This is a genomic window from Micromonospora sp. NPDC003197 (assembly GCF_053590565.1).
In genome coordinates this window covers 76,627-91,668 of sequence record NZ_JBSFTE010000004.1, presented here as the reverse complement: position 1 = coordinate 91,668, position 15,042 = coordinate 76,627, and the positions used below count along the sequence as shown (strand labels likewise).

The window sequence follows — 15,042 nt, the reverse complement described above, 5'->3', positions numbered from 1 at the left end:
AGACCGTCCCGTCGATGGATGCGCTCCCGATCGCGCCCGACGGTGCCGCGCCCGCACGCCCGGCCGACGTGCTGCGGGCGCTGCTGGGCGGTGCCACTGTGGTGCACGCCCCCGGCGTACACGACCCGCTCACCGCCGCGCTGGCCGCCGAGGCCGGGCACCGGGTGGTACACCTGTCCGGCGCGGTCTGTGCCGCGATCGAACTGGGTCTGCCCGACCTGGGATATTTGCACGGCACGCACGTCGCGGAGCGGGCCGCCCGGCTGGTCCCGGCACTGGCCGGTGTGCCGTTGATCGCCGACGCGGACACCGGCTACGGCAACCCGCTACACGCGGTCTGGACCGCCCAGCGGTATGCGGCGGCCGGCGTCGCCGGGCTACATCTGGAGGACCAGGTAAGCCCGAAGCGCTGCGGGCACCTGGCCGGTAAGGAACTGCTGGACCGGGCGGGCGCGACGGCGAAGATCCGGGCGATCGCCGAGGCGGACACCGGCCTGGTGCTGATCGCACGCACCGACGCCTACTCGGTGGCCGGCCTCGACGAGGCGATCGAACGGGCCGGCCGGTTCGCCGCCGCCGGTGCCGACGCGGTCTTCCTGGAGGGTGTGGACACCGCCGAGGAGCTGGCGGTGGTACGCAGCGCGCTGCCCGGCGTACCCCTGGTGGTGAACCGCTCGGAGGCGGCCGGCGCACGCGCCTTCCCGCCCGACGACACGCTTGGCGGGCTCGGGGTCCGGGTCGTGCTGCACCCGGTCGCGCCGATGCTGGCCGCGCTCCGCGCGGCTGCCGCCGCCTACGCCGCGATCGGCCGGGACGGCCACGCCGACGCGGTCCCCCGGCTTGCCTGGTCGTCATTCACCGCACCGGTCGGCCAGGACGACGCGCTGACCCTCGATCGGAGGTACGCCTGATGCACGTGCTGATCGCCGGAGCGGGGCCGGTCGGGCTGACCGCGGCGCTCGCGCTGGCCCGCCGGGGCTGTGAGGTGACCGTGCTGGAGGCCGGCGACCAGCTCGCCGCCGAGTCCCGTGCCTCCACGTTCCACCCGCCGACGCTGGAGATGCTCGACGCGCTGGGGGTCGCCCCGGACCTGTTGGCGCGCGGGCTGATCGCGCCGACCTTCGCCTACCGGGACCGTCGGGATGGGCTGATCGCGGAGCTGAACCTCGCGGTGCTCGCCGACGACACGCCGTACCCGTACCGGGTGCAGTGTGAACAGTCCAAGCTGACCCAGATCCTCCTGGCCCACCTGGCCCGGTATCCGGCGGCTCGGGTCCACTTCGGCTGGCCGGTCGAGTCGGTACGACAGGCCACAGATCCGGCCGAGAATGGTGTGGTCGCGGACGGCGGCAGTGCGGTCGCGGTAGCGGAAGACGGTGGCGTGGTCGCGGTCGCCGAGGACGGCCGGGAAATGGCCGGCGACTGGCTGATCGCGGCCGACGGCGCCAGTTCCGCGGTACGGCGGGCGCTGGCGCTGCCGTTCGACGGGATCACCTATCCCGAACGGTTCCTGGTGGCCTCCACCGACGAGGACCTGCCGGCGCTGCTCGGCCCGCTGGCGTACGTCAACTACGTCTTCGACCCGGTCGAGTGGTCGGTGCTGCTGCGCACGCCGGACCACTGGCGGGTGCTGCTGCCCACCCCCGAGGACACCCCCGACGCCCACGAGCTGGGCCGGCTCGACGAGCGGCTGCGGGCGATCGCCGACCCGGGCCGGCCGTGGCGGGTGGCGCACGCCAGCCTGTATCGGGTGCACCAGCGGGTCGCCGGGGCGTTCCGGCTGGGGCGGGTGCTGCTGGCCGGCGACGCCGCGCACGTCAACAACCCACTCGGCGGGCTGGGCATGAACTCGGGTATCCACGACGCGGTCGCCTACGCCGAGGTGCTTACCTCGGGCCGCGCGGTACCGGACGGCGGCCAGTTGGACGGCGGAAAGCGAGACCGCGCGGCACCGGCGGGCGGGGAGCTGGACCGAGCGGTGGACGGCGGGCAACTGGACCGGGCGGTGACGGCGGTGGCCGACGAGCGGCGCCGGATCGCCCTGACCTACGTGCAGGAGGTCTCCGACCAGAACTACCGTCGGATCCGGACCACCGATCCGCAGCTGCGCTCCGCGCACCTGGCCAGTCTGCGCGCCTTGACCGCGGATCCGGTGGCCGCCCGGGCGTACCTGCTGCGCAGCTCCATGATCGCTTCACTGCGTCCCGACGCCGGGGCACCGGTGGCACGGGCATGACGGCATCCGGCACCGGCTCGCACGACGCGGTGATCGAGCGAGAGAACCCGTCCCGGGTCACCGAACTGGTCGGCACGGTCGAGGTCAGCGGACCCGACCGGGTGGACGCCCTGGTCCGCCGGGCCGACGCCGCGCAGCGGAGTTGGGCGGCCACCAGCATCACGGGGCGGCTCACCGCGCTGGCCGCCGGTGCCGACGCGATCGCCGAACGGATCGACCCGTTGGCCGAGCTGCTGGCCCGAGAGTCGGGCAAGGTGCTCGCCGACTGCCGTGGCGAGGTCGGGTTCGCCGTCACGTACCTGCGCTGGGTCGTCGCACACGCCCCGGCGGCGTACGCGGAGCGGGAGATCGACGACGCGGCCGGCCGGCTACTGCGGCTGCCCCGGCCGTACGGGGTGGTCGCCGCGATCACGCCGTGGAACGCGCCGATCATCCTCACCCTGCTGAAGGTGGCCCCGGCCCTCGCCGCCGGCAACACGGTGGTGGTCAAGCCCTCGCCGCTGGCCCCGCTGGCGGTCTCGGACACCTTGCAATCGCTCACCGGGGCGCTGCCGGAGGGGACGCTGGCGGTCGTCCACGGTGACGCCGCCGCCGGAGCGGCGCTGGTCGGGCACCCGCTGGTGCGCAAGGTGGCGTTCACTGGCGGCGGCGCGGCGGCCCGGCAGGTGGCGGCGACCGCAGCTACCCAGACCACCCCGGTCGTGCTGGAGCTGGGCGGCAACGACGCGGCGATCTTCCTGCCCGACGCCGACCTGGGTGTCGAGCCGATGCGCCGGCTGGTCCTGGCGAGCTTCGCCACCAGCGGCCAGGTGTGCATGGCGGCGAAGCGGCTGTACGTGCACCGCAGCCGCCGCGACGAGTTCGTGGCCGCGTACCGGTCCGCTGCGGCGGAGGTGCTGCGGGTCGGTGACGCGCTCACGCCCGGGGTGAGCATGGGCCCGGTCATCTCGGCTGGTGCTGCCGCCCGGATCGAGCGGACCGTCGCGGCGGCCGTCGCCCGGGGAGCCACCGCCCTGCCGCTGGGCACCGTTGACAGCGGCACCGAGCTGACCGGTGGCTACTTCGTGGCCCCGACGCTCGTGCTGGACGCACCGGACGACGCCGAGGTGGTCGCCGGGGAGCAGTTCGGGCCGACGGTACCGCTGCTGACCTACGACGACGAGGAGGAGCTGCTGACCCGGGTGAACGCCGACGAGCTGGGCCTTGGCGGTTCCGTCTGGTCGGCCGACGAGGAGCGGGCGTTCGCGCTGGCCCGTCGGATCGAGGCGGGCTTCGTCTTCGTCAACACGCACAACCGCACCGGACTGTCGCTGCGGGCGCCGTTCGGTGGGATAAAGCGCTCCGGCTACGGCCGCGAGTACGCCGAGGAAGGGCTGGCCGAGTACGCGCAGACCTGCGTCGTGCACGCCCCCGGCGCGTTCCGGCCCGGCGGTGCCGGGCTGCCCGCCAACGCGTACCCGGGCTGAGGCCGGGCCGCGTTTGGCGGCTCATGACCGGGCCGCACCGGCCCTGTTGCCTCAGTGGTCGACGACAATCCTCAGTAGTCGACGACGACGCGGGCCGCGAGGCGCGGCTTGAGCCAGCCCGCCACCTCCAGGTGGGCGGGGTGGGACTGGTAGGCGCGCAACGCGTCCGCGTCGGTGTGTGTGCTGATCATGCACAGGTCGTAGGAGACCGGGGTCTGCAGCTTGTCCAGGGCGACCGTCAGGGTCGCGATCTCGTCAATTGTGCCGACCAGACCTTCCAGCAGCGCCTTCGCCTTGGCAGCATCAGCCGCATCTGCGAACTTCATCAATACCACGTGGGTAAACACCTGCTCTTCCCCCTGTTCCCCGGCGTCGCCCGAGTGTATGTTCTGGAAACAGCGTTTCGCTAGGGGAACCGGAGCGGACATGGCCATCAGGGTTGCCGCCGTACAGTTCGAGGCTGGCCAGGACATCGAGGCCAATCTGGCCACCTGCCTGCGTCTGGTCGCCGATGCCGCCCAGCAGGGCGCACAACTTGTGGTACTGCCCGAGTTCTGCAACCACCTGTCCTGGTACACCGACCGCGCGCAGGCACACGCCCTGGCCACCCGGCCAGGCGACACGTTCCTCACCGCGATCTCGGCGAGCGCCACCGAGCACCGGATCTACATCAAAATCAACGTCACGCACGCCTACCCCGACGGGCGTACCGGCAGCACCAACTTCCTCTTCGGACCGGACGGGGCGGTGCTCGGCAGCTGCGACAAGCAGACCCTGATGGGCGCCGAGAACGACCACCTCGACCCGGCGACCGAGGTCGGAGCGGTGCTCGACACCCCGATCGGCCGGATCGGCATGTACGCCTGCATGGAGGGCGTCATTCCCGAGATCACCCGAGGGCTCGCGCTGCGCGGCGCGCAGATGCTGCTGAACAGCCTGAACTCGTTCGCCACCGATGAGGCCGCGCTACACATCCCGGTCCGGGCCGCCGAGAACCGGGCCTGGGTCATCGCCGCCAACAAGGTCGGCCCGCTGCTACCCGCCGAGCACCTGCCGGCCATGAGCCGCGGCCTCGGCGTACCGGAGCAGTGGCTGCACGGGGCCGGCGAGTCGCAGATCGTCGCACCGGACGGCACGGTGGTAGCCAAGGGCCCGCGCACCGGTGAGGCCGTCGTCATCGCCGACATCGTTCCAGAACGCGCCGACGACAAGCACCGCCCGGACGGCACCGACATCCTCGCGGCCCGACGGCCGGAGCTCTACGGCCCGCTCGGGGACGCGCCGACCGGCCGCTGCCGGCCGCCCGGCGCCCCGAGCCTGCCGGTCGCCGTGGTCCGGCCGCAAAACCCCGACCAGGCGGCCGACCTGCTCGGCAAGTCGGTCGCCGAGGGCGCGCTGCTCGCCGTACTTGCCGAGAACGCCCTCGGCACGCACATCGGGCCAACCGAGGTGGTCGCGGCACTGACACCGGCACTGCGCGGCACCGACGGGTACGCCGTGGCCACCGCCCGCACCGCCGACGGCCCGGTCGGGCTGCTCATCGGCCCGGATGGCATGGTCGGCGAGCAGCCGCAACTGCATCGGGCCGGCACGGCCCATGACGACGCTCGGCTCGGCGATGCGCTGCGCACCTTCGACCTGCCCTGGGGGCGACTGGCGATCGTGGTCGGCGACGACGCGATCTTCCCGGAGATGTTCCGGCTCGCCGCGCTCGCCGACGCCGATGTGGTCGCCGTGCCGTTCACTCCACGCGAGCCCTGGGAGCTGGCGCTGGGCCTGCCGGAGCGGGCCGCGGAGAACCGGCTCAACGTGATCGCCGCCGGGCCACTCGGCACGGGCGCCGCGGTCTTCGCCCTCAGCGCCGACTTCACCCTCTGGACCACCTGGACCGGGCCGTTCACCGGCCGGATCAGCAGTCCACTGCGCACCGACATCGCCGCCGACCAGCCCGTCACGCATGCCGTGGTGGCCCCGGCGCAGGCGGCGAACCGGCTCGTCTCCCGCCGAACCGACCTCGTCGACGGCCGCCCGTGGCGGCTCGTCCAGGCCCTCACCGAAAGGCGCTGACCCGTGGCCGACACCTTGAAATTCGTCGAGGACATGGTCGACAACTCCCCGACGGTCGACGTCCACGAGACGTTCCACCGATACCAGATACTGCTGGGTGAGCTGAAGGCCAAGATCGCCGCACGGTTCGAGCTGACCCGCGACCCGTCCACCGAACCGCTGGAGCACTACGGCGACTACCCGAACGGACCGGGCGGCTCGCTCGCCGCGTACACCGGGCCCGAGGTCGACTGGATGGTGCACTCCTGGCTGGGCAACCCGGGGGCCAGCTTCGCCAACCTGCACCTGACCTGCTGGCTGGGCCCGCAGGTCAGGGTGCCGCACCTGGGGATGGCCCTGCTGGTCTGGCCCGGTGGCTGGTTCTACGTCGACTCCGTACCCCGGGTCAACATGGTCGAGCACGGCGACTACTACGACCGGTACTACGAACCGCTCAACGAGGAGTGGCTACAGCTGCGCTCCGACCCGGCGTTCGACTACTTCGTCAGCCGGGCGGGGTTCATCCGGGCCAGCCTGTCGCCGACGGCGTACTGCTACTCCTTCGACCGCAGCCCCGAGAACATCGAGAAGGTCAGCCAGGTGGCCCACGCCCACGTCGACCGCTGGCTGCGCTGGGTCGACGAGGCCGAGCCAGTACCGGTCGAGGAGCGGGCCGCGCTCGCCGAGACCGATCTACGGATCCGCCGCAACATCGCCGACCGCGACCCGGCGAACGTGATGGGCGTGCGCTACTTCGGTGAGGAGACCACCAACCGGCTCGTCCGCGCGCTCTGGGGCGGCGACCGCGAACTCCCCCGGCCGTCGGCATGAACGGCGCAGCGGAGGAGAGGGCATGAGCGGTGTCCGGTCGGTCTGGTGGGCAGCGCGCATTCCCGGCGCGCCGGCCCCGTTCGACACCGCACACCTGCGGGTCTACTACCCCGCCCGACCCACCGGCTCGGACGCCGAGCGGCTCAGCGGGGTGCTGGCGGCCGACCCGGGCGGGGCACCGTACCCGGTGGTCCTGCTGGTCTCCGGGGTCAACGTCGGCCAGGATGCCTACCGCTGGCTGGCGGTGGAGCTGGCCGCACGCGGCGTCGTCGCGGTGACCTACGACTGGGTCGGGGTGCTCTTCGCCGGCCTGCACGGGATCACTCCCGGCGTCGACCTGGACGCGGCCCGGCCGGACGGCTACGGCAGCCGGCCGACCAGCCCGTCGCTGCGCCCGGTACTCGACGCGCTGGCGCAGCTCACCGGGCCACTCGACGGGTTGCTCGACCTCGACCGGGTGGCACTGTTGGGCCACTCAGCCGGCGGTACGGTGGCGTTGCAGTCGGCACGGTTCCTGCCCGAGGTCCGGGCGGTGGCCACCTACGGAGCACACACCATGGTGGCGACCATGCTCGGCTGGCCGGCCGGCACCGTGCTGCCGGCCCAGGTGGACTGCCCGGTCATGCTGCTCGCCGGCACCAACGACGGCGTGATCAACGGCTCCGCCGACCGGTACGGCGAGGACGCGACCACCCGCGCCGACCCGATCACCCGCACCTTCGACGAGGCACTGCCTGACGCGGGCGGCACCAACCTGCTGGTACGGCTGGCCGGTGCCAACCACTTCGGCATCGTGCACCCGCTCGACCCCACCTCGGCACGCGCCTTCCTCGACGAGGAGGCGACCACCGACCCGGAAATCACCCGTGCGCTCCTGGTCGACCTGCTGTCCGGGTTCCTCGCCGTCCACCTTCGCGGTGATCCGGCCGACGGTTTCGACCGGTTGCTGACAAAGCTGAATACCGCCTCTTCGATCGCCTCGTTCCGTCGGAGGTAAGTCATGCTCAAGAACTTCTGGTACGCGGTCGAGTTCTCCGACCGGGTCACCACCAAGCCGGCCCGGATCACCGTGCTCGGCCAGTACCTCGCTCTCTACCGCACTCCGCGCGGGCGCGTGGTGGCCCTCTCCGACCTGTGTGTGCACCGGGGTGCCGCGCTCTCCGGCGGCTGGACGACCGGCGACAAAATCGTCTGCCCGTACCACGGCTGGGAGTTCGAGCCCGACGGGGCGTGCACGAAAATCCCGGCGAACCAGCCCGGTCGGGGCATCCCGAACAAGGCCCGGGTCGACTCGTACCCGGTGCAGGAGCGTTACGGCTTCGTCTGGGTCTTCATGGGTGACCTGCCCGAGGCCGAACGGCCACCCATCCCGGTCTGGCCGGAGTTCGACAACCTGGTGCAGAACGGCGGCAAGTACCGCGCGGTGACCGGCGAATTCCTGTGGAAGGCCAACTACGAGCGGATCCTGGAGAACGGCTGCGACATCGCGCACGCACCCTTCGTACACGGCAACGTGTTCGGCAACCGGGAGAAGCCCGAGGTTCCCGAGTACGAGCTCGACATACGCGACGAGTGGTCGGCGTTCACCACGGTCAGCCTGCACCCGCCGCGTTCCAAGGGCCTCTGGTCGCTGATCAACCGCAACAACGCGGATCTGGCCAACCGACCGCCGGTGGTCACCTCGGCCGGCTGGATGCTGCCCAACATGATCAAGCTGCACGTCCGGCTGGCAATCGGTGAGCTGATCATCTACGACACCAACATCCCGATCGACGAAACGACCACGCTGGTCAAGTGGGTCGCGCTGCGTACCTTCTTCCCCGGGACCTGGGCCAACCGCAACGCCATCCAGCGTGTTATCAAGATCTTCTACGAGGACGCCGAGGTGGTGGACAAGGTCCGCCCCGAGCTGCTGCCGTTCGACCTCGGCGCGGAGCTGCACGTCAAGAGCGACCTCATCGCGGTGCACTACCGGCGACGCCGGCAGGAGCTGGCCGAGCGGGGCTGGATGCTCTCCGACGCGGATCGGGTGACGGGTGACGTGCCGCGCCGGGAGGCGACCGTCATCCCCTCGCCAGCCCGCCGGGAGAACCCGGAGCTGGCCCGTGCCTGGGTACACAAGGCCAAGGGCGGCCACCCGACCGTGGCGGAGTCGCAGCGGATCGGGCTCAAGCGCATCACCGAGGAGGAGGGCGCCGACGCCGCCGCACAGGCCGAGGCGCAGTCAAGCCCCGAGCCGACCACCGGTACGACGACCAAGGAGCACGCATGAGTCTTCCGCTAGAGCTGTGCGAGAGCGCGGTGGCGCACCTGACCACCCGGCACCCGCTCACCGCGGTCATCGACGAGCCGCTGAGCAGCCCGATGTCGCCCGACCCGGTGGGTGCGCTGCGGGTCTGGCGGGGCGCACCCGGCCAGCCGGTGGCCAAGGTGGTCTACGTCGGGCTGGTCGTTCCGATGATCCGCCTGGACAGCCACATGGTCTTCGCCTTCACCGCCGCCGACAGCGCGGTCCCGCACTTCACCCTGGACTCGGTGTACGGCGGCGACTACTACGCGTACCACCTGGACCTGATTCCCCGGGCCGAGCTGAGCAGCCATTTGTCCTACATGGACGCAACGTATGCGCCGCTCACCACGGTCTTCACCGAGGCGGGCGAGATGGACGGACTGAGCCGGGCCGACATCGGGCCACGCCAGTACGCGCTGATGTCGCCGTGGATGCTGGTCGGCCGGGCCACCGAGGAGGCGTTCCGGAAGCTCGGAGCCGCCGTCTCCGCGTACGCCGAGCACTGGTCGACGCTGGTGACCGACGGCCTCCCGGCCGACGTGGTGGCCGGCCTGGCCGACACCGACCTAACCGCCCGGGACACCGCTGTACGGGTCAACCTGTTCAGCCCCGACGTCGACCCGGTCTGGGCCCGGGTCTCCCGGCTGATCGGCGAGCCGGCAACCGACCGGATCCGGGCGGAGCTGATCGGCAATGAGTAAAGCCACATCCCCACCGGCGGCCACTGAACCAACAACCGAACCGGCGGCCAACCCAGCGACCGAGCAAGCGGGCGCCGAACCGAGTGAGTGGCAGCAGCGGATTGCCGGCGAATGGCACGGCCGGCCGTCGCTGTTCACCGCCACCGGCGTCTGGCAGGGCTTCGAGGAGATCCGCCGGTCGTCGGTCTTCGCCGACGGCGTCACCACGTACTACATGGATGGCGGGCTGGTCGGCGGGGGCGAGCTGGCCGGGCGCTACCGGCTGGGCGCGCCGTTCGCCTTCGGCGTGATCGACTCCGACGCCGACCGGGTCTACACCGGCCCCGACTTCTTCGGCACCGGCCAGCCGTACGGGTCGTTCGTGGACTCGCACTACTACGGCCCCGGCTGGCAGGTCGACCTGAACACCTGGAACCAGGTGCTGCCCGACGGCGAAACCCAGGTCTACTCGTCGATGCTCTACCAGGGCTGGGCGGTGGTGGGCTGCTTCAACGGCGTCTACACCCGGAGCTTCGACCACGACACCAACCCGGACACGCAAGAACGGGTGACGCGGTTCCTCTCCGCCGAGGAGCGGCGCGGTCCGGTGCCGTACATCCTGCCGACCAAGCAGGCCGGCGCGTTCACCGGTAGCTGCGAGCTGTGGGGAGCCGACCAGCAGCTGCGCGGCAAGGTCGCGGTACACCTCGGCCTGGAGCCGATCGATCTGCTCCGTACCCGCCGGGTGGTGCAGTGGGCCGGCGCCGGCCTGGACCGGCGGTACGTGGTCGAGCAGCGTCGCGACGGCGACCGACTGTTCTTCGAGGGCCCCGACGCCTGGGGCAACGCGCAGGGCTTCGGTCGGGCCAGCTACCCGTCCTGGCATTTCCACGCCGACGGCGGCGACGTGTGGAAGGTCAAGGGCCGCGAGTTCGCGATCGACGCCGAGCCGGGCATGTCCGCCGGTGGGCGCCTCGCGGTGGTGTACGAGCTGTTCCGGGGCAACGTGCTGGAGAGCGTCCTGCACGGCCTGCTCACCTGGGAGCCGGCCAGATGACCGCGGTGGTGGTGACCGGCGGCACCCGCGGCATCGGTGCCGGCCTGGTACGAGAGTTGCTGGCCCGTGGTGCCCGAGTCGCGTTCTGCGGACGTAGCGCGGACTCGGTGGCGACGGCGCTCGCCGCGCTGCGCTCCGACTCCTCGGTGCCGGCCGGCGCCGAGGTGATCGGGGTCCGCGCGGACGTCACCGACCGCGCCGACGTGGCCGCACTGTGGTCGGCCGCCGTCGAGGCGTTCGGCGGCGTCGACATCTGGATCAACAACGCGGGTAGGAGCCATGGTCGCCGCCCGCTGTGGGAGCTGGCACCGGCCGAGCTGGACGGGGTGCTCGCGGCGAACCTCGGTGGGGTGGCCCGGGCCAGCGCGGTGGTGCTCGCCGCGATGATCGAACAGGGCCACGGCGCGCTGTGGAACATGGAGGGCTTCGGCTCCAACGGCCAGATCCGGCCAGGGATCACCGGGTACGGGGCGTCGAAGCGTGCGGTCACCTACCTGACCGACAGCCTGGCCAAGGAGCTCGCCGCAGCCGGGGTAGCCGACAAGGTCACCGTGCACCACCTCTCCCCCGGCATCGTCTTGACCGACCTGCTCACCCAGGACTACCAGCCGGAGGACCTGGCAAAGGCCAAGAAGCTCTTCAACATCCTCGGTGACCGGGTGGAGACGGTCACTCCGTGGCTGGCCGACCGGGTCCTCGCCGGGGGCCGCAACGGCAGCCGGGCCGCCTGGCTGACCAGCCGCAAGGCCGCCGCCCGGTTCGCCGTCGCCAGCTTCCGCAAGCGCGACCTGTTCGGCGACTCCGTCGGCGGGCCCGGGTGATCCGGCCCCGCGCGCGGACAAGTCCGGCACCGCGCTGGCACCTACCGTGACCGGCAGCGACTACACCCTCCTCCTCGCGCTGGAGGACTTCGTACCGACCGGTCTGGCGCTGGTCGGGTTCTGGATCCTGGCCGGGCTCTCCGGTCTGGTCGTACCCCGGGTGGGCCCGGTCGCCCGCATCAGCGCTGTCCTGATCGGCCTCGGCGGCCTGGCCAAGTCGACCTGGAAGCTACTGCTGGCCGGGTTCTCGATCGACCTGCCCTGGTTGGAGGCGGCGCTGTTCCCGCTGATGGCGTTCGGCGCGGCTGGGCTCCTCTGGGGCCTGGCCAGTGCGCTGCGCGGGCGCGGCGTGCCGTGGTGGCCGTTCGCCGCCACGCTGGCCACCGCCGTCGTCGTGGCGATCGGGTACGGCACCATCGAACCGGTCTTCGCCTTCGCCACCACGGGCGTGACCGCCATCAGCGTCCTGGCCGCGGTCATCGCCGGCCGACGGCGCGCCTGGGGCGCGGTGGCGCTCTACGTCGCCGGGCTCACCTGCGTGCTGCTGCTGGTGCCGCTACGCAACCACCCCGATCACGAAACCCTGGCCATGCAGTGGGTGGAACAGGGCACCAACACCCTCGCCCAGGCGGCGCTGCTGGTCGCGGCGTGGCTGACCGCGCGCGCCCACACCCTGACCTCGGCCAGTCCCCACCCGACCCCCGCCCAGGAAGGAAGCGTCACATCATGACCGACGCGCTCGGCTGGCGCCGCAAGTTCGGCGTCATCGCCCCGTCGACGAACACCATCGTGGAGCCGGACTTCTACCGGATGACGGTGCCCGGGGTGACCGCGCACTTCTCCCGGATCCACATCCGCAACCAGGACCTCTCCAGCGACAGCAACTTCGAGAACCTTCTGACGCAGATCCGCGGCGAGATCGGCGCGGCCTGCGAGCGGGTGCTGACCTGCGAGCCCGACTACATGGTGATGGGCATGTCCGCCGAGACGTTCTGGGGCGGCGTCGAGGGCAACCGGCAGTTCGTCGCCCAGATCAAGGCGGCCACCGGGCTGGAGGTGGCGACCGGGGCGGAGGCGTGCGAGCGGGCACTGCGCATCTACGGCGCACGCCGGATCGGCGTGGTGACGCCGTACCAGCCGATCGGCGACACGAACGTCGTGCAGTTCTTCTCCGAAATCGGTTTCGAGGTGGCCGCAATCGAGGGGCTCAAGTGTCCGACGGCGGTCTCCATCGCCCACGTCACGGAGGACGAGTTGCGCCGAGCGCTGCTCGCGGTGAACGGCCCGGACGTGGACGCCCTGGTGCAGTGCGGCACCAACCTGTCGATGGTCGGGCTGGCCGATGAGGCCGAACGCTGGCTCGGCAAGCCGGTGATCGCCATCAACGCGGCAACCTGGTGGATGGCGCTGCGCGAAAACGGGATCACCGACAAGGTGTACGGCGCCGGTTCCCTGCTACGCGAGCACTGACACCGGCGCTGTCGGCGAAACGCGAACGGCGCGGGCCGGGGATAGCCTCCCCGGCCCGCGCCGTTCTGCTGGCTCAGCTCTGTGGCGTACCGCGACGCCTCGGTAGTACGACGACCAGGCCGATACCGAGCAGAAGCGCCGCGCTCGACCAGAGCAGCAGCAGCGCCATCACACCCCCCTCGCCCGTTGTCGGCAGCGACCCGCCACGGGTCTCGTCGTCGGTCGCGGCCCGCGACTTCACCGTGAACTTGGCGACGATCGACGTCGCCTCCGGACCGGTCACCGGGTCGGCACCCGCGTTGCACTCGGTGTCGACCTGCGCGTGGTCGAAGACGATGTTGGTGACCGTCAGCGTGACCAGGCCGGGTTGCGAGGTGGTGTAGGTCCCGGTCAACGTCGCGCCCGGCAGGTCCGTGTAGGCGCCGATCGCCCCGTACGCCGGGCCCTGCAGGTTCACCGTGCCGCTGCCCACCCCACCGACCTTGACGGTGGCCTTGGGCACCAGTTCACCGGCCCCCACCGCCACCGGGCCGCTCTTCGGGCCGGCCGAGAACTTCAGGCTCACCGTCACCTTGGCGCCCCGCCCGGGGTTGCTGGGTGACATGGTCAGCGTGTGCGTGGCCGACCACGCCGAGATGCTACTCAGCGTCTTGCAGGTGAGATCCACGCGCTTCGGGCCGAACGGTTCGGCTGGGGTGTCGACCTCGTCGGTGCTCGTCGGTGCCGGCGGGCCCGTCGGGGACGGCGACACGGACGGCGACCCGGATGGCGATGGCGACGGGGAGGCCGACGGACTGGACGGCGGTGGGGTCACGGTGCCAGTACCGCCGATGGTGAAGCTTTCCACGATGGAGGTCGGCGCCGGTGCGGCCTTGTGGTCTCGGTCGCCGGATGCCGAGCAGTACGTCGTCGCCGAGGCGTTGGCGAACGTGACCTGCCCGACGGTGAGCGTCGCCGCTCCGGCGGAGGTGGCGAAGTAGGTGCCGGTCGCGGTGATCGGGCCGAGCGGTGCCGCCGGGGCAACGGCCTGCGCCGGGTACGAGGACATGTGCAGCGTCGTGCTGTCGGAGAGGACGCCGCCCAGGGCCAGCTTCACGCGTACCGGAACGTCACCGGCGGTCAACCCCACCGGCCCGTTGTCGGGGCCGGACTGCGCCTTGAGCGTGACGGTCACGGTGTCGCCGACCTCCGGCTCGGCCGGCGACTGGGTCAGGGTGAAGGTGTCCTGCCAGACCGTTGGCGAGCTACCGGTACCGGCGTCGTTGAAGTAGAGCCGGCAGCCCAGCGTCGCGGCCGTAGGGCCGAAGGCTGCGGCCGGCAGCGTCGCCCGAGCGGAGACCGCCGCCGGGAACGCGAGTAGTAGTAGCGGTGCCGGGACGAGCGCGAGCGCCGCCACCCGGACGGGGAAACGACGTCGGGTCATGAGGACCTCCGGTTCCGGTAGGGCATCAGCACGAGCAGGCCGATGCAGAGCAACAGCAGACCGAAGCCGACCAGCACGGCGACCGCGTACCGGTCTGGGCCGGCACTCACCGGGTTGGCATTGACCAGCGACGGGGTCGGCGTACCGGCGGCGACCGCTGGCATGGTCGAGGCTGGGATGGTGGCTGTCGGCGTGGACGACGGTGCCGCAGTTGGGGTTGCCGGTGGCGGCGTGGTCTGTGCCGGGGCTTTGCCAAACGTCAACGGCACCGAGACCTTGTTGGCCTGGACCTGGTCGGCGTTGTCGCCTGCGGGCAGGATCTGCGCCGCGACCACGCACTCCTGCTTGGTGCAGTCGAACGCGCCGAACTTCTGGGCCAGTCTCAGGGTGACCATGGGCAGTTTGCCGCTGCCGTCGGCGTTGACGAACGCGGCGCCGCCGGCAAGGTTGCAGTCGGTCGGGCCCTTGAAGCCGGCAACACACTGGCCGACGGCAATCTGCTTCAGGTTCGGGGTGAAGCCCGAACCGTTGACGGTGACCTGCTGCTTGTCCGTCAGCCCACTGGTCGCGCTGACGGTGAGGGTCGGCGCGGCGAACGCGGCCGAGGGGACCGCCACGACGGCGAGACCGCAACTGGTGGCGAGCAGGACGGCGAGCGTGAGCGCCCGGTGGCGGAAGGTTCGCACGGCGATCTCCTGACAGGTTCGATGCAGGCCGGCACG

General features: G+C 71.5%; 15 protein-coding genes. 12 read left to right on the top strand and 3 right to left on the bottom strand.

Annotated elements, in window-relative coordinates:
* Positions 1-14: 14 nt before the first annotated feature.
* Genes ACWDV4_RS06015 through ACWDV4_RS06005 form a run of 3 tightly spaced genes read left to right on the top strand, consistent with a single transcriptional unit; the run spans position 15 to position 3,702 of the window.
* Positions 15-911, top strand: a complete 897-nt coding sequence (locus tag ACWDV4_RS06015) for an isocitrate lyase/PEP mutase family protein (RefSeq protein ID WP_449975259.1) — start codon at positions 15-17, stop codon at positions 909-911.
* The gene (locus ACWDV4_RS06010) at positions 911-2,236 is read left to right on the top strand and encodes an FAD-dependent oxidoreductase (protein WP_449975258.1); all 1,326 of its coding nucleotides are present in this window, start codon (positions 911-913) and stop codon (positions 2,234-2,236) included. The genes ACWDV4_RS06015 and ACWDV4_RS06010 overlap by 1 nt, the downstream gene beginning before the upstream one ends.
* Positions 2,233-3,702 carry an aldehyde dehydrogenase family protein gene (locus tag ACWDV4_RS06005; protein WP_449975256.1) on the top strand — a complete coding sequence of 490 codons (1,470 nt, stop codon included), beginning with the start codon at positions 2,233-2,235 and terminating at the stop codon, positions 3,700-3,702. Before ACWDV4_RS06010 ends, ACWDV4_RS06005 begins: the two co-directional genes overlap by 4 nt.
* A gap of 71 nt (positions 3,703-3,773) precedes the next feature.
* Here ACWDV4_RS06005 and ACWDV4_RS06000 read toward each other — a convergent pair whose 3' ends face one another.
* Positions 3,774-4,130, bottom strand: a complete 357-nt coding sequence (locus ACWDV4_RS06000; protein WP_449975254.1) for a Dabb family protein — start codon at positions 4,128-4,130, stop codon at positions 3,774-3,776.
* Between ACWDV4_RS06000 and ACWDV4_RS05995 the strand changes: the two genes are divergently transcribed.
* Genes ACWDV4_RS05995 through ACWDV4_RS05955 form a run of 9 tightly spaced genes read left to right on the top strand, consistent with a single transcriptional unit; the run spans position 4,129 to position 12,897 of the window.
* Positions 4,129-5,769: a nitrilase-related carbon-nitrogen hydrolase gene (locus ACWDV4_RS05995; RefSeq protein ID WP_449975253.1), complete on the top strand. Its 1,641-nt coding sequence runs from the start codon at positions 4,129-4,131 to the stop codon at positions 5,767-5,769. The two genes, ACWDV4_RS06000 and ACWDV4_RS05995, sit on opposite strands and share 2 nt — an antisense overlap.
* A gap of 3 nt (positions 5,770-5,772) precedes the next feature.
* On the top strand, positions 5,773-6,579 hold the full coding sequence (locus tag ACWDV4_RS05990) for an oxidoreductase (protein WP_449975251.1): 807 nt from the start codon (positions 5,773-5,775) through the stop codon (positions 6,577-6,579).
* A 22-nt stretch (positions 6,580-6,601) separates the two neighbouring features.
* The gene (locus ACWDV4_RS05985) at positions 6,602-7,576 is read left to right on the top strand and encodes an alpha/beta hydrolase family protein (protein WP_449975250.1); all 975 of its coding nucleotides are present in this window, start codon (positions 6,602-6,604) and stop codon (positions 7,574-7,576) included.
* Between the two features lie 3 nt (positions 7,577-7,579).
* Entirely contained in the window at positions 7,580-8,851 is a 1,272-nt protein-coding gene (locus tag ACWDV4_RS05980) for an aromatic ring-hydroxylating dioxygenase subunit alpha (RefSeq protein ID WP_449975249.1), read from the top strand.
* A complete protein-coding gene (locus ACWDV4_RS05975; RefSeq protein WP_449975247.1) occupies positions 8,848-9,570 on the top strand; it encodes a hypothetical protein in 723 nt (240 codons plus the stop codon). The genes ACWDV4_RS05980 and ACWDV4_RS05975 overlap by 4 nt, the downstream gene beginning before the upstream one ends.
* Entirely contained in the window at positions 9,563-10,606 is a 1,044-nt protein-coding gene (locus ACWDV4_RS05970; RefSeq protein ID WP_449975246.1) for a hypothetical protein, read from the top strand. Before ACWDV4_RS05975 ends, ACWDV4_RS05970 begins: the two co-directional genes overlap by 8 nt.
* Entirely contained in the window at positions 10,603-11,427 is an 825-nt protein-coding gene (locus tag ACWDV4_RS05965; protein ID WP_449975244.1) for an SDR family NAD(P)-dependent oxidoreductase, read from the top strand. Before ACWDV4_RS05970 ends, ACWDV4_RS05965 begins: the two co-directional genes overlap by 4 nt.
* A 46-nt stretch (positions 11,428-11,473) precedes the next feature.
* Positions 11,474-12,157 carry a hypothetical protein gene (locus ACWDV4_RS05960; RefSeq protein WP_449975242.1) on the top strand — a complete coding sequence of 228 codons (684 nt, stop codon included), beginning with the start codon at positions 11,474-11,476 and terminating at the stop codon, positions 12,155-12,157.
* Positions 12,154-12,897 (top strand): maleate cis-trans isomerase family protein, encoded by a 744-nt coding sequence (locus ACWDV4_RS05955; RefSeq protein WP_449975240.1) that lies wholly within the window; start codon positions 12,154-12,156, stop codon positions 12,895-12,897. The genes ACWDV4_RS05960 and ACWDV4_RS05955 overlap by 4 nt, the downstream gene beginning before the upstream one ends.
* A 73-nt stretch (positions 12,898-12,970) precedes the next feature.
* Here ACWDV4_RS05955 and ACWDV4_RS05950 read toward each other — a convergent pair whose 3' ends face one another.
* Positions 12,971-14,320, bottom strand: a complete 1,350-nt coding sequence (locus tag ACWDV4_RS05950; protein ID WP_449975239.1) for a hypothetical protein — start codon at positions 14,318-14,320, stop codon at positions 12,971-12,973.
* Positions 14,317-15,006 carry a neocarzinostatin apoprotein domain-containing protein gene (locus ACWDV4_RS05945; RefSeq protein WP_449975238.1) on the bottom strand — a complete coding sequence of 230 codons (690 nt, stop codon included), beginning with the start codon at positions 15,004-15,006 and terminating at the stop codon, positions 14,317-14,319. Before ACWDV4_RS05945 ends, ACWDV4_RS05950 begins: the two co-directional genes overlap by 4 nt.
* Between the last annotated feature and the right edge of the window lie 36 nt (positions 15,007-15,042).

Excerpts from the sequence above, each read along its gene's own strand:
- ACWDV4_RS05970 (WP_449975246.1), top strand. The coding sequence starts at position 9,563 with ATGAGTAAAGCCACATCCCCACCGGCGGCCACTGAACCAACAACCGAA.
- ACWDV4_RS05975 (WP_449975247.1), top strand. The coding sequence starts at position 8,848 with ATGAGTCTTCCGCTAGAGCTGTGCGAGAGCGCGGTGGCGCACCTGACC.
- ACWDV4_RS05995 (WP_449975253.1), top strand. The coding sequence starts at position 4,129 with ATGGCCATCAGGGTTGCCGCCGTACAGTTCGAGGCTGGCCAGGACATC.
- ACWDV4_RS06000 (WP_449975254.1), bottom strand. The coding sequence starts at position 4,130 with ATGTCCGCTCCGGTTCCCCTAGCGAAACGCTGTTTCCAGAACATACAC.
- ACWDV4_RS06005 (WP_449975256.1), top strand. The coding sequence starts at position 2,233 with ATGACGGCATCCGGCACCGGCTCGCACGACGCGGTGATCGAGCGAGAG.
- ACWDV4_RS06015 (WP_449975259.1), top strand. The coding sequence starts at position 15 with ATGGATGCGCTCCCGATCGCGCCCGACGGTGCCGCGCCCGCACGCCCG.
- ACWDV4_RS05980 (WP_449975249.1), top strand. The coding sequence starts at position 7,580 with ATGCTCAAGAACTTCTGGTACGCGGTCGAGTTCTCCGACCGGGTCACC.
- ACWDV4_RS06010 (WP_449975258.1), top strand. The coding sequence starts at position 911 with ATGCACGTGCTGATCGCCGGAGCGGGGCCGGTCGGGCTGACCGCGGCG.
- ACWDV4_RS05950 (WP_449975239.1), bottom strand. The coding sequence starts at position 14,320 with ATGACCCGACGTCGTTTCCCCGTCCGGGTGGCGGCGCTCGCGCTCGTC.
- ACWDV4_RS05985 (WP_449975250.1), top strand. The coding sequence starts at position 6,602 with ATGAGCGGTGTCCGGTCGGTCTGGTGGGCAGCGCGCATTCCCGGCGCG.
- ACWDV4_RS05955 (WP_449975240.1), top strand. The coding sequence starts at position 12,154 with ATGACCGACGCGCTCGGCTGGCGCCGCAAGTTCGGCGTCATCGCCCCG.
- ACWDV4_RS05965 (WP_449975244.1), top strand. The coding sequence starts at position 10,603 with ATGACCGCGGTGGTGGTGACCGGCGGCACCCGCGGCATCGGTGCCGGC.